General features: G+C 57.8%; 26 protein-coding genes. 15 read left to right on the forward strand and 11 right to left on the reverse strand.

The features are described 5' to 3' along the window. Window positions 1-99: 99 nt before the first annotated feature. Window positions 100-1,248 carry an MFS transporter gene (locus ACYASS_RS24635; RefSeq protein WP_463588047.1) on the forward strand — a complete coding sequence of 383 codons (1,149 nt, stop codon included), beginning with the start codon at window positions 100-102 and terminating at the stop codon, window positions 1,246-1,248. Here the strand turns inward: ACYASS_RS24635 and ACYASS_RS24640 are convergent. Together ACYASS_RS24640 and ACYASS_RS24645 are read right to left on the reverse strand one after the other, a co-directional pair. Next, window positions 1,245-2,831: a phospholipase D family protein gene (locus ACYASS_RS24640; protein WP_463588048.1), complete on the reverse strand. Its 1,587-nt coding sequence runs from the start codon at window positions 2,829-2,831 to the stop codon at window positions 1,245-1,247. The two genes, ACYASS_RS24635 and ACYASS_RS24640, sit on opposite strands and share 4 nt — an antisense overlap. Before the next feature lie 55 nt (window positions 2,832-2,886). Further along, a complete protein-coding gene (locus ACYASS_RS24645) occupies window positions 2,887-4,320 on the reverse strand; it encodes an aminotransferase-like domain-containing protein (protein ID WP_463588049.1) in 1,434 nt (477 codons plus the stop codon). Window positions 4,321-4,493: 173 nt separating this feature from the next. On the opposite strand from ACYASS_RS24645, the gene ACYASS_RS24650 reads away from it, so the two are divergent. Beyond that, entirely contained in the window at window positions 4,494-4,727 is a 234-nt protein-coding gene (locus tag ACYASS_RS24650) for a DUF1127 domain-containing protein (RefSeq protein ID WP_463588050.1), read from the forward strand. Between the two features lie 133 nt (window positions 4,728-4,860). On the opposite strand, the gene ACYASS_RS24655 is transcribed toward ACYASS_RS24650, so the two are convergent. Beyond that, window positions 4,861-6,174, reverse strand: a complete 1,314-nt coding sequence (locus ACYASS_RS24655) for an NAD(P)/FAD-dependent oxidoreductase (protein WP_463588051.1) — start codon at window positions 6,172-6,174, stop codon at window positions 4,861-4,863. Between the two features lie 144 nt (window positions 6,175-6,318). On the opposite strand from ACYASS_RS24655, the gene ACYASS_RS24660 reads away from it, so the two are divergent. Further along, window positions 6,319-6,672 (forward strand): YkgJ family cysteine cluster protein, encoded by a 354-nt coding sequence (locus tag ACYASS_RS24660; RefSeq protein ID WP_027901534.1) that lies wholly within the window; start codon window positions 6,319-6,321, stop codon window positions 6,670-6,672. A 142-nt stretch (window positions 6,673-6,814) separates the two neighbouring features. Here ACYASS_RS24660 and ACYASS_RS24665 read toward each other — a convergent pair whose 3' ends face one another. Then, window positions 6,815-7,303, reverse strand: a complete 489-nt coding sequence (locus tag ACYASS_RS24665) for an Lrp/AsnC ligand binding domain-containing protein (RefSeq protein WP_463588052.1) — start codon at window positions 7,301-7,303, stop codon at window positions 6,815-6,817. 157 nt (window positions 7,304-7,460) lie between these two features. Between ACYASS_RS24665 and dadA the strand changes: the two genes are divergently transcribed. From dadA to ACYASS_RS24690, 5 genes are all read left to right on the forward strand, one after another. Next, window positions 7,461-8,759, forward strand: coding sequence for a D-amino acid dehydrogenase (gene dadA / locus ACYASS_RS24670; RefSeq protein ID WP_463588053.1), 1,299 nt, complete (start codon window positions 7,461-7,463; stop codon window positions 8,757-8,759). Further along, window positions 8,734-9,087, forward strand: a complete 354-nt coding sequence (locus ACYASS_RS24675) for a RidA family protein (protein ID WP_243244634.1) — start codon at window positions 8,734-8,736, stop codon at window positions 9,085-9,087. Before dadA ends, ACYASS_RS24675 begins: the two co-directional genes overlap by 26 nt. A 179-nt stretch (window positions 9,088-9,266) precedes the next feature. Next, window positions 9,267-10,337 (forward strand): alanine racemase, encoded by a 1,071-nt coding sequence (gene alr, locus ACYASS_RS24680; RefSeq protein WP_463588141.1) that lies wholly within the window; start codon window positions 9,267-9,269, stop codon window positions 10,335-10,337. A 280-nt stretch (window positions 10,338-10,617) separates the two neighbouring features. Beyond that, on the forward strand, window positions 10,618-11,166 hold the full coding sequence (locus ACYASS_RS24685) for a cupin domain-containing protein (RefSeq protein ID WP_463588054.1): 549 nt from the start codon (window positions 10,618-10,620) through the stop codon (window positions 11,164-11,166). Window positions 11,167-11,339: 173 nt separating this feature from the next. Further along, on the forward strand, window positions 11,340-11,762 hold the full coding sequence (locus ACYASS_RS24690; protein ID WP_243244636.1) for a c-type cytochrome: 423 nt from the start codon (window positions 11,340-11,342) through the stop codon (window positions 11,760-11,762). 131 nt (window positions 11,763-11,893) lie between these two features. Here the strand turns inward: ACYASS_RS24690 and ACYASS_RS24695 are convergent, their stop codons facing one another. Beyond that, window positions 11,894-12,958 (reverse strand): aminopeptidase, encoded by a 1,065-nt coding sequence (locus ACYASS_RS24695; RefSeq protein WP_463588055.1) that lies wholly within the window; start codon window positions 12,956-12,958, stop codon window positions 11,894-11,896. A 95-nt stretch (window positions 12,959-13,053) separates the two neighbouring features. Here ACYASS_RS24695 and ACYASS_RS24700 point away from each other — a divergent pair, with 95 nt between their 5' ends. Next, complete coding sequence (locus ACYASS_RS24700) at window positions 13,054-13,467, forward strand: PA0061/PA0062 family lipoprotein (RefSeq protein ID WP_463588056.1); 414 nt, start codon at window positions 13,054-13,056, stop codon at window positions 13,465-13,467. 3 nt (window positions 13,468-13,470) lie between these two features. Here the strand turns inward: ACYASS_RS24700 and ACYASS_RS24705 are convergent, their stop codons facing one another. Beyond that, window positions 13,471-13,704 carry a DUF1161 domain-containing protein gene (locus ACYASS_RS24705; protein ID WP_463588057.1) on the reverse strand — a complete coding sequence of 78 codons (234 nt, stop codon included), beginning with the start codon at window positions 13,702-13,704 and terminating at the stop codon, window positions 13,471-13,473. Window positions 13,705-13,874: 170 nt separating this feature from the next. On the opposite strand from ACYASS_RS24705, the gene ACYASS_RS24710 reads away from it, so the two are divergent. After that, on the forward strand, window positions 13,875-14,534 hold the full coding sequence (locus tag ACYASS_RS24710; protein ID WP_463588058.1) for a hypothetical protein: 660 nt from the start codon (window positions 13,875-13,877) through the stop codon (window positions 14,532-14,534). 122 nt (window positions 14,535-14,656) lie between these two features. On the opposite strand, the gene ACYASS_RS24715 is transcribed toward ACYASS_RS24710, so the two are convergent. Next, window positions 14,657-15,088 carry an OsmC family protein gene (locus ACYASS_RS24715; RefSeq protein ID WP_122667221.1) on the reverse strand — a complete coding sequence of 144 codons (432 nt, stop codon included), beginning with the start codon at window positions 15,086-15,088 and terminating at the stop codon, window positions 14,657-14,659. Between the two features lie 245 nt (window positions 15,089-15,333). Here ACYASS_RS24715 and ACYASS_RS24720 point away from each other — a divergent pair, with 245 nt between their 5' ends. Further along, a complete protein-coding gene (locus ACYASS_RS24720; RefSeq protein ID WP_243244640.1) occupies window positions 15,334-16,332 on the forward strand; it encodes an LLM class flavin-dependent oxidoreductase in 999 nt (332 codons plus the stop codon). A 152-nt stretch (window positions 16,333-16,484) separates the two neighbouring features. Here the strand turns inward: ACYASS_RS24720 and ACYASS_RS24725 are convergent, their stop codons facing one another. Together ACYASS_RS24725 and ACYASS_RS24730 are read right to left on the reverse strand one after the other, a co-directional pair. Next, complete coding sequence (locus tag ACYASS_RS24725) at window positions 16,485-16,709, reverse strand: DUF1161 domain-containing protein (protein WP_087269537.1); 225 nt, start codon at window positions 16,707-16,709, stop codon at window positions 16,485-16,487. 149 nt (window positions 16,710-16,858) lie between these two features. Continuing rightward, window positions 16,859-17,074 (reverse strand): dodecin, encoded by a 216-nt coding sequence (locus ACYASS_RS24730; RefSeq protein ID WP_087269534.1) that lies wholly within the window; start codon window positions 17,072-17,074, stop codon window positions 16,859-16,861. A 181-nt stretch (window positions 17,075-17,255) separates the two neighbouring features. On the opposite strand from ACYASS_RS24730, the gene ACYASS_RS24735 reads away from it, so the two are divergent. Next, window positions 17,256-17,582: an ElaB/YgaM/YqjD family protein gene (locus ACYASS_RS24735; protein WP_122667219.1), complete on the forward strand. Its 327-nt coding sequence runs from the start codon at window positions 17,256-17,258 to the stop codon at window positions 17,580-17,582. A 9-nt stretch (window positions 17,583-17,591) separates the two neighbouring features. Here ACYASS_RS24735 and ACYASS_RS24740 read toward each other — a convergent pair whose 3' ends face one another. Beyond that, on the reverse strand, window positions 17,592-18,491 hold the full coding sequence (locus ACYASS_RS24740) for a LysR family transcriptional regulator (protein ID WP_463588059.1): 900 nt from the start codon (window positions 18,489-18,491) through the stop codon (window positions 17,592-17,594). Window positions 18,492-18,615: 124 nt separating this feature from the next. Between ACYASS_RS24740 and trpB the strand changes: the two genes are divergently transcribed. The 3 genes from trpB (at window position 18,616) to ACYASS_RS24755 (ending at window position 21,278) form a co-directional block, all read left to right on the forward strand. After that, window positions 18,616-19,845, forward strand: a complete 1,230-nt coding sequence (gene trpB, locus ACYASS_RS24745) for a tryptophan synthase subunit beta (RefSeq protein WP_243244645.1) — start codon at window positions 18,616-18,618, stop codon at window positions 19,843-19,845. After that, entirely contained in the window at window positions 19,842-20,654 is an 813-nt protein-coding gene (gene trpA / locus ACYASS_RS24750) for a tryptophan synthase subunit alpha (protein ID WP_243244647.1), read from the forward strand. Before trpB ends, trpA begins: the two co-directional genes overlap by 4 nt. Before the next feature lie 123 nt (window positions 20,655-20,777). Beyond that, window positions 20,778-21,278 carry an anti-virulence regulator CigR family protein gene (locus ACYASS_RS24755; RefSeq protein ID WP_463588060.1) on the forward strand — a complete coding sequence of 167 codons (501 nt, stop codon included), beginning with the start codon at window positions 20,778-20,780 and terminating at the stop codon, window positions 21,276-21,278. A 163-nt stretch (window positions 21,279-21,441) separates the two neighbouring features. Here the strand turns inward: ACYASS_RS24755 and ACYASS_RS24760 are convergent, their stop codons facing one another. Continuing rightward, window positions 21,442-21,774, reverse strand: a complete 333-nt coding sequence (locus tag ACYASS_RS24760) for a DOPA 4,5-dioxygenase family protein (RefSeq protein WP_463588061.1) — start codon at window positions 21,772-21,774, stop codon at window positions 21,442-21,444. Window positions 21,775-21,805: the final 31 nt, after the last annotated feature.

The raw sequence follows: 21,805 nt of genomic DNA on the forward strand, positions 1-21,805 counted from the left end.
AATTAATCCGCGCCTGAACGAAAATTGTAAAAACAGCCGGGCTTCCCTTGGGGTAGCCCGGCTGTTTCGTCTTGGCCTTTTGATCCACAGGAGCGTGGGATGCGTTGGGGTACTTATTTCGCGGTGCTGGCGTCGGTGCTTTCGGTCGGGCTGGCATTGGGTGTCAGCATGCCGCTGGTGTCCCTACGACTGGAAAGCTGGGGTTACGGCTCGTTCGCCATTGGCGTAATGGCGGCGATGCCCGCTATTGGCGTGCTGCTCGGCGCCAGCCTGGCCAGCGGCCTTGCTGCACGTTTCGGCACTGCCGCACTGATGCGCCGCTGCCTGTGGGCCGGAGCACTCTCTGTAGGTTTGCTGGCGCTGCTGCCGTATTACCCGGTGTGGCTGGTATTACGGCTGATGCTCGGCGTGATCCTGACCATCGTCTTCATCCTCGGTGAAAGCTGGATCAATCAACTGGTCATCGAAAAATGGCGTGGCCGTCTCGTCGCGCTGTATGGCAGCACTTACGCGCTGTGCCAACTGGCCGGACCGCTGCTGCTTGGCGCACTGGGCACAGAGCACGACACAGGTTTCTGGGTGGGCGTCGGACTGCTGATTGCTTCGCCGTTCTTGCTGCTGGGCAGAAGCGGGGCACCGAGTGCCGATGCATGTCGCGTCACCTTCATCGACCTGTTCGCCTTTTGTCGCTCCATGCCCGCAATCGCATGGGCGGTAGCACTGTTCGCCGCCTTCGAGGCACTGATCTTGACCTTGCTGCCGATCTATTGTCTGCGTCAGGGCTTCACGCCGGAAATCGCCCTGGCAATGATCAGCACCGTGGTAGTGGGCGACGCGCTTCTGCAATTGCCGATTGGTGCATTGGCCGACAAGGTTTCGCGGCGCACGCTGTTTTCCAGCTGCGCGGTAGCCTTGATGATTTCAAGCCTGCTGGTGCCGCTGCTGGTGAATACCGTGCTGATCTGGCCGCTGTGGGTACTGTTCGGGGCCAGCGCAGGCGGCTTGTTCACCCTTTCGCTGATTCTGATTGGAGAACGCTTCCGCGATGACGCACTGGTTCGCGCCAATGCGCATGTAGCGCAGCTGTGGGGGATCGGTTGTTTGCTGGGGCCACTGGCGGCCGGGGCAGGCAGCCAGTGGGTCAGCGGTCAGGCGCTGCCACTGTTGATGGCGGCAGGAGCATTTGGCCTGGTCGTGCTGTCATTGCGGCGCGGGGCGTTCGGGGTTCAGCCGGTTGCAACGGCTTAGAGCATTTTCTCCAGGCCAATGACCCGGCTGAACCATGCGTTCAAGCGCCGCCAGGTATCGCCGGGCTCTTTGTACAGGGTGTGGATTTTACCGTCGTCTTCGGTGACCCACACCACCTTGCCGTCTTCCAGTTTCGCTTCATAACTCAGGGTCGGTTGCATACCTTGCAAAGCCAGTTCGCGCAGTGCTTCGGTCAGCTCGGGGCTGTCCACCAACACGCCGACTTCGGTGTTCCACAGTACCGAGCGCGGGTCGAAGTTGAAGGAGCCGACGAACACTTTACGGCGATCGAATGTCATTGCCTTGCTGTGCAGGCTGGAATCCGAACCGCCGCCAAACGTTCCGCTTTTGCTGAACAAATGAGGCCCGCTGCCACCGCTAGCACTGCCGGGATCACCCGGCTGGCGGCGCATTTCGAACAGCTTCACGCCATGCTCCAGCAACGCCTTGCGATAAGGCGCATAACCGCCGTGGACGGCTGGCACATCGGTCGCTTCAAGGGAGTTGGTCAGCAAACTGACCGAAACCCCGGCATCGGCACGCCCGGTCAGATACAGCAAACCTTCTTCACCCGGCACGAAGTAGGCGGAAACCAGTATCAGCTCTTTGCTCGCGCTGAGCAGCTCAGGTGCCAGTTGCGTGGTCAGCAGCAGATGCGGATCTGGTTCGCCCCGGGCCAACACTTTGGTAGGTGCATCCCACAACGCCTGGTTATGCGCCCAGATCAATTCATTGAACCAGATTCTGAGACGCGGGTTTTTCTGGTACGCCATCAGGCGGTCGTACAGCGCCTTGTGTTTGTGCTGTGATTCTACGAGCGACGCCTCAAGACGTTTGCGCGCCTTGGCCAGATCGCGAGTCGTCGGCAGGAAATACATGAACTCGGCAATGGGTTTGCTCAGTGTGCTGTTCCAGTACTGATCAAAACTGTGCCCGAGCTGCTCGGCCACCGGACCGACGCTGAGCATGTCGATGTCGGTGAAATTCAGATTTTCTTCGGCATCGAAGTATTCATCACCCAGATTGCGCCCACCCACGATGGCCACGCTGCTGTCGGCCAGCCACAGTTTGTTGTGCATGCGCCGATGCTGCCGCGACAGATTCAACAACCGGCCCACACTGCGGGTCACGCCCGTCTCACGGCCGAGGCTCTGGGGGTTGAACAATCGAATCTGAATATTGGGATGTGCCGCCAGCGTGGCGATGGAGTGATCAAGCCCGTCGCTGGTGGTGTCGTCCAGCAGGATGCGCACGCGAACACCGCGATCAGCCGCCTGGAGCAACTCATCGATCAAGGCGCGGGTACTCAAACCGTCGTGGACGATGTAGTACTGCAAATCCAGACTGGTGCGGGCATTACGAATCAGTTCGGCACGCGCCATGAACGCTTCGGTGCTGTTAGACAGCAGGCGAAAACCCGAACGACCCTCGTGAGGCTGAGCCATCGCCTGCACAGAACGGCCAAACGCCGAATCCGTCGGCGGCAACGCCTGACTGGGCTCGTTGGGAATGTGAACGTGCGAACAGCCGCTGATCCACGACGCGACGAACAGAAAAAAGGGCAGGGCCCAAGTCTTTTTCAAAATGATCATCCGGAAATTACAGCTTGGCGATATGACCGCAAAAACCCCGGAAAAGTTACGAAACAGGCGTCGATTGCTCGGTAATCAGTTGTGAAATAGTTTCACCGACCGTGCGCACCGCGTTCTCGACCTCTGGAGACGGCTTGGCAGCAAAATTCATTCGCAGGCAATTACGGTATTTGCCAGAGGCAGAAAAGATACTGCCAACGGCAATCTGTACGCCCTTGGTCAACAGCGCACGATTCAGACGCAACGTATCGAAATCCTCGGCAAGCTCGACCCACAGCATGAAACCACCTTGTGGACGACTGACCCGCGTACCCGCCGGAAAGTAACGCATGACCCAGTCAATCATTTGCTCGCGACTGCGTTGGTACTGACTGCGCATGCGCCGCAGGTGCGGCTCGTAATGTCCACCCTCAAGAAATTCGGCAATCGCCAGTTGCGGCTGGGGCGCTGTTGAACCGGTGCCGATGTACTTCATGTGCAGGACACGTTCCAGATAACGGCCCGGCGCAACCCAACCGATGCGCAGCCCTGGCGCAAGCGTCTTGGAGAACGAGCTGCACAGCAGAACCCGGCCGTCTTCGTCGAAGGATTTGATCGTCCGCGGCCGCGGATAACTGAACGCCAGATCGCCATACACATCGTCTTCGATGATCGCCACGTCAAAGCGCTGAGCCAGGGTCAGCAAGGCACGCTTGCGGTTTTCCGGCATGACATAGCCCAGCGGATTGTTGCAGTTGGGCGTCAGCTGTATGACCTTGATCGGCCATTGCTCAAGCGCCAGCTCCAGTGCTTCGAGACTGATGCCGGTCACGGGATCGGTAGGGATTTCCAGGGCTTTCATGCCCAGGCCTTTCAGCGTCTGCATGGCGCCAAAAAAGCTTGGCGAGTCCACGGCGACGATATCTCCTGGATCACAGATGGCCCGAACGCTGGCCGAAAGCGCCTCGTGGCAACCGGTGGTGATCAGCAAATCGTTGGCGGTCAGGTTGCAGCCCGAATCCAGCAGCAACCGAGCGACTTGCTCGCGAAGTGTCTGGTTACCCTGAATACTGTCGTAATACAGACCGGGCATTTGCTCATCGCGACTGATACGCCCAAGGGCGCGCATCAGCGGGCGGAGCGTCGGGCTGCTGACATCGGGCATGCCACGCCCCAACTGCACGAGGTTCGGCAGCGCCTTGACCCGCATCAGGTCCAATACCTGATCCCACTGAGAGATATCCACAGGACGCTGCGCCGGACGACCAATGACCGGCAGCGCCGGAACAGCGCGGCTGACGGGCACAAAATACCCGGACTTGGGTTTGGGCAGTGCAAGGCCGCTGTCTTCGAGCACGCGATACGCCTGCTGCACCGTACTCAGGCTGACGCCGTGTTCAACACTCAACGCCCGCACCGAAGGCAGCCTGTCGCCAGGCCGATAAAATCCGTTTTCGATGCGCGTACCGAGCAATTCGGCAAGGTTGACGTAGAGCGTCATGAACATACTCTCGGTGTTTTAGATGGCTAGCCATACAGATTGGAGAAAAATACAGCATTCAGCGAGGTTATGAAAAGATCTGTATGCATATAAATAGATTTGTTTGAATCTGTAATGGTTTGTCGCGTCGATTCATCATGTGCCCACACCAGAACGAAACGAGGGTTGGGAACATGAACGGGTTGAGTGATGTGCGGTTGGCGCTTTACAGCCAGGAACTGAGCAACGGCAAAGCAGTTGTCACCAAGACAGCGAATGCACCGAAGCTGAGTCGCTGGGCGCTGTATCGCCATCGCTGGACATCACGCAGGGGGCTGCTGAATCTGAGCGAAGAGCAGCTGAGTGATATTGGCCTTAGCTCCGGTCAGGCGATGCGCGAAGGGTTGAAACCTTTTTGGCGGGAGTGATCTCCAGGCTTTGTGAAACCTGTGGGAGCCGGGCTTGCCCGCGATAAGGCTGGACGCGGTTCACTTTAGATCGCGTCCAGCCTTATCGCGGGCAAGCCCAGCTCCCACAGGTCTACGCGGCCAAATATCAGCCTCAACGCAATTCCTTCAACCGATGCCAAAGCATCCCCAACGCCAGCAACGGCGAGCGCAGATGCTTGCCGCCAGGGAAGGTAATGTGCGGGACTTTGGCGAACAACTCGAAACCATCGCTGTGTTGCCCGGCAATGGCTTCAGCGAGCAGCTTGCCAGCCAGATGGGTCGCGTTAAGGCCGTGCCCAGAATAGGCCTGGGCGTAGAACACGTTGGGCTGGTCCTTCAAGCGACCGATCTGCGGTAAGCGGTTGGCACCGATGCCGATCATGCCGCCCCACTGATAATCAATCTTTACCCCTGCCAACTGCGGGAACACCTTGAGCATCTTGGGCTGCATATACGCCGCGATGTCTTGCGGGTCACGCCCTGAATAGTGACAAGCCCCACCAAACAAAAGACGCCGATCCGCCGAAAGCCGGAAATAGTCCACCGTCACACGCTGATCACACACGGCCGTATTCTGAGGCAGCAACTGCAAAGCCTGTTCTTCACTCAACGGCTCGGTGGCGATGATGTAGCTACCGGCGGGTAAGACTTTGCCGCTGAGCTGCGGATTCAGATCATTCAAATACGCATTGCAGCCCAGTACCAATGTCTTGGCCTGAACCAGGCCCTGCGCAGTATGCACTTTGACCTGCGGGCCATAGTCGATGCGGGTCACCGCCGAGTGCTCGAACACTTGCACACCCAACGACTGCGCGACAGCAGCCTCGCCCAGCGCAAGATTCAGCGGGTGCAAATGCCCGGACCCCATATCGATAAGGCCACCCACGTAGCGGTCCGAACCCACCACGCTGTGCATCTCGCTGGCCTGCAGCAGTTTTAACGAATGGCGATAACCCAAATCGCGTAGCTCATCAGCATCTTCGGCCAGCCCGACGAGATCCCGAGGCTTGTTGGCAAGGTCGCAATAACCCCAGGTCAGATCGCACTCGATGCCATAACGCTCAACGCGTTGACGCACGATTTCGACCGCCTCAATGCCCATCAGCTTCAACTGCCGCACGCCCTCAGCACCGACCACGCCGGTGAATTGTTCAAGACCATGGCCGACGCCGCGAATCAACTGCCCGCCATTACGCCCGCTGGCACCCCACCCCATTTTTCGCGCTTCAAGCAGCACCACGCTCAAGCCGCGCTCGGCCAGTTCAATCGCCGTATTCAGGCCGGAAAAGCCGCCACCCACCACGCAAACGTCAGCCTGAATCTGGCCTTGCAACAGCGGATAGTCCGTCTGTGGACGGCTGCTGGCGGCGTAATAAGAAGGGGCGTGCTGATCGGTGGCAGTCGATGGTTGAACGCGGGCGTTCATGGCGGGATCCCGTTGCTGGTGTCTGAAAAACGTCCCCGAGGATAAGCCGCAGGTTCGGCGACGGGCAAGGCACTATCCAGACGGTGCTGTCTTGAACAGCCCGACTGAGGCAAAATCACGCCCATTCACAGTGGGTAAGTTTCAATGAGCTGCAACAGTCAGAAAATTCGTGCGTTACGCCAGCAGATCCCTTCTTTCGAATGCGTCCCTGGCTGTCACGATTGCTGTGGCCCGGTGACCACCTCACCAGAAGAAATGTCCCGTCTGCCGCGCAAGACCGCGGCCGAGCAGGATGCGGCCATGGACGAACTCAACTGCGTCCACCTTGGACCCAACGGTTGCACGGTCTACGACGAACGCCCGCTGATCTGCCGCCTGTTCGGCACCACGCCGACCCTGCCATGCCCTAATGGCCGTCGACCGGTGGAGATGATTCATCCGCGGGTCGAGAAACAGATTCATGAGTACATGGCGTCGACGCGGCAGGTATTGGTTTAAAAGCCGGATGAGATTCCAAGTGTGGGAGCCGGGCTTGCCCGCGATGCAGGCGCCGCAGTCTTTCAGATGAAACAGGTTGCTTTCATCGCGAGCAAGCTCGGCTCCCACTGGAGATCTGCCATCCTGTAGGACTGGCCGGATCTTAGTCCGCAATCGGCAAACTCAGGCTCTCTTTCACCTCTTCCATCACGATATAGCTCTTGGACTCCCGCACATGGGGCAGCTTGAGCAGGATGTCGCCCAGCAGTTTGCGGTACGAGGCCATTTCCGAGATGCGCGCCTTGACCAGGTAATCGAAGTCGCCCGACACCAGATGACACTCCAGCACATGGGGTAATTTCAGCACGGCGCGGCGGAATTCTTCGAAGGTATCGCCCGATTTATAGTCCAGGCTAATCTCGACGAACACCAATAGGCTAGCCTTGAGACTTTGCGGGTTGAGGCGGGCGTTGTAGCCCATGATGATGCCTTCGCGCTCCAGTCGGCGGACCCGCTCTGTGCAAGGCGTGGTAGACAAGCCCACACGCTCGCCCAGTTCGGTGAAGGAGATCCGGCCATCGGCCTGAAGGATGCGCAGAATGCTGCGGTCGATCTTGTCCAGCTCACGTTTGGACTGATGCTGCGTACGCATGGGTAAACCCCCTCTCCCAAAGGCTTTTTTAGCGAGAAATCCCGCCAAATATAGGCGCTTATACAGTGAAAAGCACTGCCCGCAGCTGCATATACTGCACACATCCTTGCTTAAAACTTCAAAACGTCAGCGGATATCCGCGATGAGGTAAATCGACATGCGCGTTCTGGTCCTTGGTAGTGGTGTGATCGGCACGACCAGTGCTTATTATCTGGCACGGGCTGGCATGGAAGTGACTGTTGTGGACCGTCAGCCTGCAGTGGCCATGGAAACCAGCTTTGCCAACGCGGGCCAGGTTTCACCAGGTTATGCATCGCCTTGGGCAGCGCCCGGTGTGCCCCTCAAAGCGATCAAATGGCTGCTTCAGCGCCATGCACCGCTGGCGATCAAAGCCACTGCCGATATCGACCAGTACCTATGGATGGCGCAAATGCTGCGCAACTGCACGGCCAACCGTTATGCAGTGAACAAAGAGCGCATGGTTCGCCTTTCCGAGTACAGCCGCGATTGCCTCGACGAACTACGTGCCGAAACCGGCATTGCTTATGAAGGCCGCACGCTGGGCACGACGCAGCTGTTTCGCACTCAGGAGCAACTGGATAACGCCGCCAAGGACATCGCGGTCCTTGAGCAATCCGGCGTGCCATTCGAGCTGCTGAACCGCGACGATATTGCCCGGGTTGAACCGGCACTGGCGGGTGTGACCAATATCCTTGCGGGCGCACTGCGGCTGCCCAACGACCAGACCGGCGATTGCCAGATGTTCACCACGCGCCTGGCCGAGATGGCTGTGCAGTTGGGCGTCGAGTTCCGCTACAACCAGTCCATCGAGCGCATCGACTTCGCTGGCGACCGCATCAATGGCGTGTGGATCGACGGCAAGCTGGAAACCGCCGACCGTTACGTCCTGGCACTCGGCAGCTACTCGCCGCAGTTGCTCAAGCCGCTGGGCATCAAGGCTCCGGTGTATCCGCTCAAGGGCTACTCGCTGACAGTGCCGATCACCGACCCGGCGATGGCCCCTACGTCGACCATTCTCGACGAGACTTTCAAGGTGGCGATAACCCGTTTCGACAACCGCATCCGGGTTGGCGGCATGGCCGAGATTGCCGGTTTTGATCTGTCGTTGAACCCGCGTCGACGGGAAACGCTGGAGATGATCGTCAACGATCTTTATCCTCGCGGCGGTGACTTGAGCCAGGCCAGTTTCTGGACCGGTCTGCGCCCGACCACACCCGATGGTACGCCGATTGTCGGCGCCACTCCGTTTCGCAACCTGTTCCTGAATACCGGTCACGGTACGCTGGGCTGGACCATGGCCTGCGGTTCGGGTCGTTTGCTGGCAGACCTTATTGCTCGCCAGAAACCCCAGATCAGCGCCGAAGGCCTCGATATTTCTCGCTACGGCAGTTCCAAGGAGATCGCAAAGAATGTCCATCCAGCGCCAGCTCACTAATGAGCGCATGAGCCAGGTCGTCGTCCACAACGGCACTGTGTATCTTGCAGGCCAGGTCGGCGACGACATGGCTGCCGGGATCGAGCAGCAAACCCGCGAGACCCTTCACAGCGTCGAGCGATTGCTGGAGTTGGCCGGTACTGACAAAAGCCGCATCCTTTCGGTGACGATTTACCTGAAAGACATCGACGCCCACTTTGCCGGGATGAACAGCGTTTGGGACACATGGCTGCCAAAAGGCGTGGCGCCTGCGCGCGCCACCGTTGAAGCCAAGCTGTGCGAACCGGAAATACTGGTTGAGCTGTCGGTTGTGGCAGCGCTGCCGTAAAGCAAGAATCCTGTCGAAGCGGGATTTTTGTGGGAGCGGTGCTTGCCCGCGATGAACGATGACGCGTAATGACTGACATACCGCAGCGTCTGAATCGTCGGAATGCCGCCCAGACCAAGCACCGCTCCCACAAAGTCAGCGTCTACAGACTATCCATCCCAGGATCAGAACTATTCACCATGCGTCCAGCTCGCGCTCTTATCGATCTTCAAGCCCTGCGTCATAACTACCGCCTGGCACGCGACACCACCGGCGCGAAAGCCCTCGCGGTGATCAAGGCCGACGCCTATGGCCATGGTGCTGTGCAAGTTGCCCAGGCACTTGAGGCTGAGGCCAATGGTTTCGCCGTGGCCTGCATCGAAGAAGCACTGGAGTTACGCGCTGCCGGTATTCGTGCACCCGTTTTGCTGCTAGAAGGTTTCTTCGAAGCCGATGAGCTGGACCTGATCGTCGAGCATGACTTCTGGTGCGTCGTGCATTCGATGTGGCAACTGGAGGCCATCGAACAGGCCCGTCTGCACAAACCGCTGACTGTCTGGCTCAAGCTTGATTCAGGCATGCATCGCGTCGGCTTGCATCCGCAGGACTTTCAAGCCGCTTATCAACGCCTTCACGCCAGCGGCAAAGTGACGAAGATCGTGCTCATGAGCCACTTCGCACGTGCAGATGAACTGGACAGTTCAAGCTGCGCAGAACAGGTTGCCGTATTCGAAGCTGCCCGTCAGGGCATGACCGCCGAAATCAGCCTGCGCAACTCCCCGGCAGTCATGGGCTGGTCAGATGTACCCAGCGATTGGGTACGCCCCGGCATCATGCTCTACGGCGCGACACCGTTTGATCGACCACAAGCCATTGCCGATCAGTTGCAACCGGTCATGACGCTTGAATCAAAAATCATCTGTGTCCGCGATTTGCCAGCAGGCGAACCGGTCGGCTACGGCGCAACGTTCATCACTGAGCGCGCCAGCCGCGTTGGCGTGGTCGCCATGGGTTATGCCGACGGCTATCCACGCGAAGCTCCCACCGGTACACCGGTGCTTATCGACGGTCAGCCGAGTCAACTGCTGGGACGCGTGTCGATGGACATGCTTTGCGTCGACCTCAGCCACTTGCCGAATGCCGGTCTGGGCAGCAAGGTCGAGCTGTGGGGCAAGAATGTCCTGGCCAGCGATGTAGCAACCCGCGCAGGGACTATTCCGTACCGCATTTTCTGCAACCTGCGCCGGGTGCCCAGGGTTTATCAGAACTAAAGTAACCCTATGCGCCGAGGTGCTTTTTCTGTAGGCCCTCACGAGTGAGCACCGCGAGGCAGCGATAGCGGCAGGTCAGACAGTAATGCCTCAAAAGGTCTACCGTTATCGCGAGCAAGCTCACTCCTACAGGGCCCACGCTTGCTGCGCGACAGCGCGGCACTTACCAGCCAGTCCTCTGGACATTTCCTAACCGGTCCAAGTGTTGTAAATACTGAACGCTATTGCCATGATGGCGCTCAACTCGACCTTGCCTGACCCATCTAGGAGGACTGCCGCATTGGACGTCGGTGAACGACTGCAATCCATTCGTAAACTCAAGGGCCTGTCCCAGCGCGAGCTTGCCAAACGAGCAGGCGTGACCAACAGCACCATCTCCATGATCGAAAAAAACAGCGTAAGCCCTTCGATCAGTTCACTGCGCAAAGTGCTCGGCGGGATTCCCATGTCCATGGTGGAGTTCTTCTCCGAAGAGCTCGAGCAGCAGAACCCGACTCAAGTGGTCTACAAAGCCAGCGAGCTGATCGATATCTCGGACGGCGCAGTGACCATGAAACTGGTGGGCAAAGCTCATCCGAGCCGCTCCATCGCGTTCCTCAACGAGATCTACCCACCCGGTGCCGATACCGGCGAAGAGATGCTGGTTCATGAGGGAGAAGAGACCGGCATTCTGGTTGAAGGCCGTCTGGAACTGGTAGTCGGGCTGGACACTTACGTTCTTGAAGCCGGCGACAGCTACTACTTCGAAAGCACCAAACCGCATCGCTTTCGTAACCCGTTCGACGTGCCGGCGCGACTAATCAGCGCAGCCACCCCGGCCAATTTCTAAGCTACAGGCCCGGTAAATACGGGCCTGCGCAAACCCTACCCTCAACGCCGAGCCGTCGGATAATAACCTTTCTGATTGAAGGGTTGTTTCGGTACCTCAGGCGAGGGGCTATACTTTCGCGGCCTGCTAAACCGTGGCAGGCGAGCGTGAATAGTCACCATGAGGGTGTAAGCGTGAACCTGACTAATAAGATTCTGGCCGTTGCCGCCGCATTAACTTTTTGGGCGTTCAACGCTCAGGCAGCGACCCATGAAGAGATCGCCAAGCGGCTGGAGCCGGTCGGCCAGGTCTGTGTCCAGGGCAAGGAATGCGCGGGAATGGAAGTCGTCGCATCCACTGGCGGCGGAGCGGCCAAAAGCCCCGACGACATTATTGCCAAACACTGCAATGCCTGCCACGGCGCTGGGCTGTTGAACGCGCCGAAAATCGGTGATGCCGCCGCCTGGAAAGAACGCGCCGATCACCAGGGCGGTCTTGATGGCCTGCTGGCAAAGGCAATTACAGGTCTCAACGCCATGCCGCCCAAAGGCACCTGCGGCGACTGCTCTGACGACGAGCTCAAGGGTGCCATCCAGAAGATGTCGGGGTTGAAGTAACAACCCACATCATCATTTCCTGTAGGAGCTCACGAGCAACGCGAGGCAGCGATGGCGATATGTCTGACACGCCGCTATCGCTGGCCTCGTAACCTCGGTGAGCTCCTACAGGTTCAATGCTGCCAAATACCTTACTCAGACCTGCCCATCAACCTCTGCAATTCAGCCCTGCGCTGCGCAATCGGCAATGCGCCCAAGCGCTCCACCTGTGCATAAAACGCCTGCCAGTCTCCGTTCACGTTTTTGAACAGCGCTTCAAATGCAGGCACCCATTGGTCATAGAGCCCAAAGGGCAGCAACCGGGCGTTGTTCATTGGGGCGTTGATCCAGGCGTCATAACGCTTGTTGCCCGACCATTGCTGGTCACGCAGCACACGGTAGTCATTGCGCAGCCTTTCGAATTCCGCAGCCTTGCGCTCGCGCATCAGCTCAACACTCAGCGGTTGTCGATAAAGCTGTTTCAAACGCTCCCGGGTAGCCAGCACCAAGCGGGTAAGCTCATCCCGCTGCTTTGACTGCGTTAGCCGCTGCGGATCAAGACCACGCGCAACGCGCCATTGGCGGGTGCCTTCCTGCTCGACGAAGCGAGCGTAGGACTCGTTGAACTCAGTGTCGTCCTTCACATAGAAACGCTGATGAGCCAGTTCGTGAAAGATCAAAGTCGCCAGACGTTCATCGCCCCAACCCAGCATCGAACTCAGAATCGGGTCGTTGAACCAACCAAGGGTGGAATAAGCTTCAACTCCGCTGACGTATACGTCTTTCCCTTCCTGGCGCTGTAATGCCGCTGCGCCCCTCGCACCGCCAACGCTGTAGTAGCCGCGATAGGCGACACAGCCCGCGACAGGGAAGCAATGCGTAACAGGCTCCAGCGAGAACTCGTCCGTGGCGAACACATTCCAGACCACGTAAGGACGACCAAGGTCGGCATAGAGCCGGTAGCTTTTATTGTCTGGTAGATGCAGCTGGCTGCTGGCGAAAGTCCGCGCTTGCTGGGACAGAGCCAAACGCTGGCGAAGTTTCGGATCGCGGGTTTGATCCGCAATCACATCCTCGACCGGCTCACGGGCTCGCAACAACTGAAACTGGCCGCGCACTAACTGGTCGTAATAGCTGAGGCTAGAACAGCCACCCAGCAACAAGATCGCCAAAAAAGGCCAAGTGCGCCACAGGCATAAAACGTTGAGACTCCGCATGGACAGCCTTTAAAGTTACACACATGGCGCGTTATGCCGGACAGCACCGGCCTTTCGCAACTACTATCGCCATCTTGAAGCCGAGCCGACTGACTATGCGCCCTTTACTGATGCTCCTGGCACTGACCACTCTGGCTGGCTGCGCGGGACCAATGCCAGCCGTTGACCCGGCACAGGCATGGGTCGATATGCGCACCCTGACTGGCAAGCTGGTCATGGCTGACAAAGTGGACGGCAAAACCACCTACGACGGCCGCTACTTCCAGATATCACCGGGCAACCATCGGCTGCAGGTTCGCTATGACTATGAAGTCCACTACGGCGGCTTTACAGCGATGGGCGACGAGTACACCGAGCTGACGTGTTATGTAGAACTGCATTACCCGAATTTCACAGCGGGGCAGCGCTACATGATCGAAGTCCGCTCGCTGGCCAACAACGTGAGCGCCGAACTGCTGGATGCCCAACGTAAAGTCCTGGCAACGGAAGACCATGTCTCTTGCATCTGACGATCAGCGGTCGTTTTTTTGATAAATGATTTTTCGCGTGCCGTTATCGCAGCTGCCGACCACCATGTTCTGGTCGTGAACCTCGTCATTGGTGACGATTTCCAGCGTGTAGGAGCTGACATTGTTAGCCTGGATCTTGGCTTCGATTTCGGCCTTTAGCTCCTCACAATCTTTGGGCGCAGCCATGGCACCAGAGGCCAACGAGACACCCAATACTGCCAATGCGAAACGTTTCATGCCCAACTCCTTCATACCCCGCATACGACACGCGCCAGACTGATTCTCACGCTGCGCCCTAGCCCTACATAGACATTAGCCAGCATCCGCAAGTTCGGCACTCGTCAGTCGGGTCGAACTTCTTTGTGCGCGCTTCATCACATCCTGACGATTAACTGACTGAGTGATGTATGAACGCACCTTTCATCCAATGGGTTATCCAGTACAAGGACGCCCTGACGGTCCTGATCAGCATCGGTACGCTTATCGTCTGGGTGCTTTACGCACAATTGCTGTTGAACAATTACCGTCGTCAGCGCAGGCCACGGATCATCATCAACCGGGGAGCCGGGAAAGGCATTGGCTCGCTATGCCTGATCAGCAATATGAGTGCCGAGCCAATCTTCATTAATCAGATCGTGCTGGTGCTCAACACCAACCAAGGCGAGTTGTGTTGCGATGTCACTGACATTCGTGAGGAAAGCAAAGGCGAGATCGAACAGGATCTGATCCTGCACAACGCCACCCGCCAAGGACCGCTGGGTACCGGCGACTTCACTCACATTGGTTCCTTTGCGTCACTGATCCAGCGTTTGGCGCTGCTTCATGCGATCCCCATGCAAGGCCACAAACCGACGCAGGACTGGGTCTTTTCCAGCCTGGAAGTGCGGGTGATCGCGTTCTACGGCTCGGATAAGCATGCCATTGGCGCAAGCCGTGGGTTTAGGTTAGGGACTGCCGAAGAGGGCGGCTGCCAGCTGATTGCTCAGGCGCGCGAAAGCCGTCAATACAACTCGGCCTGGCATCGTCGAAAGGTTCGTCGCAAATGGATGCTGGATGTGGAGGGGTAGGGAGGGTCGACCCTGGGCCGAACACTGTAGGAGCTGCCAAAGGCTGCGAAAGCGATAGTCTTGAGACTCCGCTATCGCAGCCTTCGGCAGCTCCTACAGGTCAATCATCTGTCCTGACCCGATCAGCTAAGCAGCGTAGCGTCCAGGGTGATTTTCGCGTTCAAGACTTTCGACACCGGGCAGCCTTCTTTCGCTGCGGCGGTCAGTTTGTCGAACTGCTCTTGAGTCGCACCCGGCACTTTGGCTTTCAGCGTCAAGTGGACAGCGGTAATCGCAAAGCCGCCATCAACCTGATCCAGAGTGACGTCTGCAGTGGTATCGATGCTTTCTGCAGTGAGGTTCTCACCGCCCAGAATCATCGACAGGGCCATCGAGAAGCAGCCCGCGTGCGCTGCGCCGATCAATTCTTCAGGGTTGGTGCCTTTACCGCCTTCGAAGCGAGCCTTGAAGCCGTATGGCGCTTCACGCAATACGCCGGTCTCAGTGGAGATGCTGCCGATGCCAGTCTTAAGGTCGCCTTCCCAGTGGGCCGATGCTTTTTTGACAATGCTCATGGTGTCTCCTCATGGATAAGTGCGGTTTCGCACGGGGTTAAGGGTTCTGAGGATAGCTCGCTCTGGAAAGTTCAACGGAAGGAAAGATCCGAAAATAAAGTAGCATTTTTCTACTTTAGGGATTGAATCTGAAGCATATGCCCTTATCCTCTTTAACAACCGTGGGTTTCGGTCATCAGCGTTTTCTTCATCTGACGGGTCATGTACCAAGCCTGCAAAACACTTTCGAGGATCGTTGACGACCTATGAAACGTTTAGCTGATGTGAAGATTTCTACGCTTGATCTGGTTCCCGTACGCCACGACAAGGGCCCTGCAGAATCGCTGCGCAACTCCCTGAATCTGGCACAACACGTCGAGAAACTGGGCTACAACCGTTTCTGGGTGGCCGAACACCACAATATGGATGGCATCGCCAGCTCTGCGACCTCTGTGCTGCTTGGCTACCTGGCGGGCGGCACTTCGACGATTCGCGTGGGAGCGGGTGGTGTGATGCTGCCTAACCACGCTCCACTGGTGATTGCCGAGCAGTTCGGCACCTTGGCAAGCCTGTATCCGGGTCGCATCGATCTGGGCCTTGGCCGTGCGCCCGGCTCTGACCAGATGACCGCTCGCGCCTTGCGCCGCGAGCGCTCTGGCAGCGCCGATGATTTCCCGGAGGATGTGGCAGAGCTCATGGCCTATCTCGGCCCACGCACGCCCGATCAACGAGTCATCGCCGTTCCTGGCACCGGTACCAACGTACCGATCTGGTTGCTGGGCTCAAGCCTGTTCAGTGCTCAACTCGCCGGGCAACGCGGCTTGCCTTACGCGTTCGCTTCGCACTTTGCGCCGCGTTACATGCATGAAGCCATTCGGGTTTATCGCAATCACTTCGAACCTTCGGCGGTACTCGACAAGCCATACGTAATGCTCGGCGTGCCTCTGGTGGCGGCCGATACGGACGAGCACGCTGAATATCTGGCGACGTCGCTGTATCAACGCATTCTTTCGCTGATGCGCGGCCAGAGCCTGGTGCAGAAACCACCTGTGAAAAGCATGGAAGGCCTGTGGCTGCCTCACGAGAAGGCCGCCGTAGCTGACTTCCTTGGTTTGGCGATGGTTGGCAGCAAAGAGAAAATCCGCGCCAGGCTGGATGTCTTGCTGGAGCAGACTGATGCTGATGAACTGATCTTCACCTGCGATATGTATGAGCATGCAGACCGGTTGCGCTCATATGAAATTCTGGCTGAGGCTCGAGGTTGATTCTTGTTGGAGGCTTGCCCGCGAAGAACGATAACGCGGTTTGCCTAGGCATATGTACGGGGTAATTCGCGGGCAAGCCTCGCTCCAACGGAACTGAGCAGACACAAAAAAACCGACTTCAACGAGTCGGTTTTTTTGTATCTGCAACATGATCAGCCGCGCTGATACACGATTTCCTTGGTGCCGCCTTCACAGCTGCCGACAACGGTCTTGTCGGTCACGCTGCCTTTATCGACGACTTCAAGCGTGTAGGACGAAGCGCCTTTAGCCTGGATCTTTGCGTCAATTTCCGCCTTCAACTCTTCGCACGGCTTGCCAGCCGCCAAGGTGGTCCCGGCGATGCTCAGCAAACCTACCGCCAATAGAAACTTCTTCATTGGTCAAACTCCTTCGTCAGGCCAAAACAGGTCATCAGCACAGCAGATAACCTGAAAGAATTAACCACGCCGACGATTGTTCGCCGCAGCGGGCTCTATCTGTGTAGCGGAGGATATGGCATTCAGCCAGTGCGAAAGTTCAGCAATGGTCAGCTATTGGCAATTCGAAAGCCCACTTTCAGAGTCACCTGATAGTGCGCAACCTTGCCATCTTCAATGTGGCCACGGGTCTCCGCGACTTCAAACCATTCAAGATGCTTGATGCTTTTACTGGCTTCGGCCAAGGCATTATTGATCGCGTCTTCGATAGTGGTGGTAGACGAGCCAACCAGCTCGATCTTCTTGTACGTGTGATGATCAGTCATGGCAGTTCTCCTAAAGGTCTTTACGAGCGTAGCAGTCACTTCGCTCCTTACCTCTGTGGGGAAAAGCGGCCTAAAAGTTCAGCACTTTGTGAAAACACAACTTTGCGAAAAACAAACGCACTTTCTGAAAAGCCTGTAGTCGGAAACAACACACGCCACTCACCATTGCAGGAGAAACATCATGGCTAGCACTTCACTACGTAAAGCCTCGCTTCAAAGCATGGAAGCGGAAATCGAAAGTCTGCTGAAATCGCTGGAAAGCCTGAAATCCGATGCTTCGGACGAATCACGCAGGACTCTCAAAAATTTGAAAGCCAACGCTGAAAGCGCGCTGAGCCACTCGCGCAGCCTGCTGAGCGATGTCTACGAAGACGTCAAAGTCAAAACCCGTGAAACCAGCGTTGCTACCCGCGACTACGCGCAAGAGCACCCATGGACCACCGCTGGCGTTGCAGTTGGTGCCGTCGGCCTGCTGGCTGCTTACCTGCTGTGCAAACGCGGTAACTGATCAAACCGCTCAGGGTCGTCCCGAACGTTTCAGCTCGTTCTTTAGCCACTTGGCCAATGATTGAGCGCGCCCGTCAGCGGCACGTTTGGGAACCCACAACGCCAGTTGCGCCGGGGTTTCGCTGAAGCCCCATGGCGCAACCAGGCGACCAGCCCGCAAGTCATCTGCCACCAGCGGCTCGGGTGCAATCGCAACACCAAGGCCAGCCACGGCCGCCTCCAGCAAATAATACAAATGCTCAAAACCCTGCCCATATTGCAGCGCCTTGGGGTCGATGCCGTTTTGTTGTGCCCAACTGGGCCAGGCTTGCGGTCGCGAAGTGGTTTGCAGAAGGGTTTCGTTGAGTAACTCGTGCAGCGGAGCTTGCTGCAACTGAGCATAACGGGCGAAGTGCGGACTTAACACCGGACCAATCCGCTCACTCGCCAACTCGAACACCTGCATGTCCGCAGGCCACGGCGGCTCGGCGAACACCAGCAACGCGTCCAGCCCGGGGCGACGCGGATCCAGATCGCCTTCACCCGCTGACAAGTGCAATCGCAGATCCGGCAGGTCCGCATTCAATCGGCCCAGGCGTGGAATAAACCAGCGCGCCAGCAGGCTCCCGGAACAGCCCAATACAAACGGGGCGTCTGCATTACCCTGGCTAAGCTCGGCACACACCGTGCGCAGACGGTCAAACGCGTCGCCGCTGGCGTCTCGCATGCGAATACCCGCATCTGTGAGTTTAAGGCCACGGCCGTCCTTGACGAACAAGGCGACGCCCAAGTGTTCTTCAAGCACTTTCAACTGCCGACTCACGGCACCGTGTGTAACGTGCAGCTGTTCAGCCGCCTGACTGACGCTGTTCAAGCGCGCAGTAGCTTCAAAGGCCCGCAATGCGTTTAACGGAGGAAGGTCCCGGCTCATGATATCTGTGAGTTTTCCTGACAGGTTGCCGAGATCTTATCGGTTTTCAGAAGGGTTGGCGCTGGTTAAAGTGTGTTCATTGCCGATCCGGCTCACTCATTCGCTTTTCGACCCTGGAGGTCACATGACCCAGACCAACTTCAGTAATGGCCCAGATGCCAATGGCCTGTTCGGTTCGTTCGGCGGCCGTTACGTTGCCGAAACCCTGATGCCATTGGTACTCGACTTGAACCGCGAGTACGAAGCGGCGAAAGCCGACCCGGAATTCGTCGAACAACTCGCCTATTTCCAGCGTGATTACATCGGTCGCCCGAACCCACTGTACTTCGCTGAGCGCCTGACCGAGTTCTGCGGCGGCGCGAAGATTTACTTCAAGCGCGAAGAGCTTAATCACACCGGCGCGCACAAGATCAATAACTGTATCGGCCAGGTTCTGCTGGCCAAGCGCATGGGCAAAAAGCGCCTGATCGCTGAAACCGGCGCGGGCATGCACGGCGTGGCCACGGCCACTGTTGCAGCACGTTTTGGCCTGCCATGCGTGATCTACATGGGCGCTACCGACATCGAGCGTCAGCAAGCCAACGTATTTCGCATGAAGTTGCTGGGTGCCGAAATCGTGCCCGTGACCTCCGGCACCGGCACCCTTAAAGACGCGATGAACGAAGCACTGCGTGACTGGGTCACCAACGTCGATGACACCTTCTACCTGATCGGCACCGTAGCAGGCCCGCATCCATACCCAGCGATGGTCCGTGACTTCCAGTCGATTATCGGCAAGGAAACCAAGGTTCAGATGCAGGAAAAAGAAGGTCGTCTGCCAGACAGCCTGATCGCTTGCGTCGGCGGCGGTTCCAACGCCATGGGCCTGTTCCACCCGTTCCTGGATGACAGCAGCGTGGAAATCGTTGGCGTCGAAGCCGGTGGCCATGGCGTGGATACCGACAAACATGCCGCCAGCCTCAACGGTGGTGTGCCAGGCGTACTGCACGGCAACCGCACTTACTTGCTGCAGGACAACGACGGCCAGATCACTGACGCGCACTCGATTTCCGCCGGACTGGACTACCCGGGCATTGGCCCGGAGCACGCTTACCTGCACGAAGTGAAACGCGTTGAATACGTCAGCATCACCGACGAAGAAGCGCTGGAAGCCTTCCACCACTGCTGCTTGCTTGAAGGCATCATCCCCGCGCTGGAAACCGCTCACGCCCTGGCCGAAGCCATGAAGCGTGCGACCAACCTGCGCGACGACCACTTGATGGTGGTGTGCCTGTCGGGTCGTGGCGACAAAGACATGCAAACCGTCATGAACCACATGGCCGCCGCCGAACAGAATCAGGAGAAGCTGGTATGAGCCGCCTCGAACAACGTTTCGCCCAGCTGAAAACCGAAGGTCGCGCGGCACTGGTGACGTTCATCACCGCCGGCGACCCTGGCTATGACGCATCGCTGAAAGTCCTCAAGGGCCTGCCCGCAGCCGGTGCAGACGTGATCGAACTCGGCATGCCGTTCACCGACCCGATGGCTGACGGTGTAGCCATCCAGCTGGCGACACTGCGCGCTCTGGACGCCGGTCAGACGCTGCTGAAAACCCTGCAGATGGTCAGCGAGTTCCGCGTCGACGATCAGACCACGCCGATCGTGCTGATGGGTTACTACAACCCGATCCATCGTTTTGGTGTTGAGAAATTCGTCGCCGCTGCCAGCGAAGCAGGCGTCGATGGTTTGATCATCGTCGACTTGCCGCCGGAGCATGACGCCGAGCTGGCGACGCCTGCCCAGGCCTCGGGTATCGACTTCATCCGCCTGACCACACCGACCACCGACGATGCGCGTCTGCCGCGTGTTCTTGAGCGCAGTTCCGGCTTCGTGTACTACGTGTCGGTTGCGGGCGTGACAGGCGCTGGCTCGGCAACAACAGAACACGTCGAAGGTGCGATCGAGCGTCTGCATCGTCATACCAGCCTGCCAATCTGTGTCGGCTTCGGTATCCGTACACCGGAGCAGGCAGCCGCCATCGCTCGCCTCGCGGACGGCGTAGTAGTCGGTTCGGCACTGGTGGACAAGATCGCCAATGCCGCCTCGCCAGAGCAGGGCGTCGACGACGTGCTGAGCCTGTGTGCAGCCTTGGCCGAAGGCGTACGTAAAGCTCGTGTGAGCTGAAGGTAAAGTTCCTGATACAGAGGAATCAAAGCGCAAACGCCTGTACTAAGTAGTCAGGCAAGGGGGTTCAAGGCTGATGCCTTGAACCCCTTTTTGCTGCATTGAATTTTTCAGGAGCAACACATGAAACTGCCAAACCGTTTGATTGCCGGGCTGGGTATCTTGATGATCAGCGCCAGTCCGCTGTTGCAAGCAGCGCCGCAAGATCAGCGCGGTGGCCCTGACGATAACCGTCAAGGTCAGCAACAAGGTCCAGGCCCACAGAGCAAAGGGGATCACGACCAGGGCAACCAGGGCCAAGGCCGCGGCAATGGAAATCGCCCGCAACAAGCGCATCAGGACAATCGCGGCGGCAACCGCCCACCTGAAAATTTTGACGGTGTGCGTAACACCATCCAGCAGCACCGCGATGTGATCGGCCGTGGTCAGCCGCTACCGCCGAATATTTATGTCGTCAAAGGCCGTCCGTTACCACCCGGCTACGGCAAGCGTCTGGACGCTCGCTCGCTACAACACCTGCCACGTTATGACGGCTACGAATGGCGCCGTATGGGCACTGACGTGGTGCTGATCGCTGTCGGTACCGGGATTGTTTACGCGATTCTGGATGGCGTTTTGAATTAACAAAAACCCTGACTGTAGGAGTGAGCTTGCTCGCGATTGGGTCTCTTGGCCGACGAATTGATCGCCTGAACTAACGCCATCGCGAGCAAGCTCGCTCCTACAGATCCAATGTCTACTGCACGACAGCGCGGTGTCAGAGCCACAGGTTCTGATTTATTTCGAATTAGCGCCTGAACATCCCCACATTCAAAGGCCGTACAGCCCCCATCCAGATCGCATGCTCGGTATGATCCGCCAGCTCATCGCCGGTCAACAGGTGGGTGAACACCACCAGACCGTTACGATTAAGCGCCAGCCAAAGCATCACATCGGCAAACTGCTGATGATCAAATGCCAACTGGCAACTCCAGTCGGTATGCGGGCCAACCGGCCGCTCGTGAACCCTGCCCATCGCCAAGCCAAACTTCTCGACCGCCGCCTCACACAAGGCCCGCGCTTGCTCGATGGTGTCAGCATCGAAGTAAACATGGGCGTGATAGCCCTGAATCTCTGACATATGCGTAAGTGCTCCCTTGGCTAACATTTAA

It is taken from the genome of Pseudomonas sp. HP_14 (assembly GCF_055283875.1).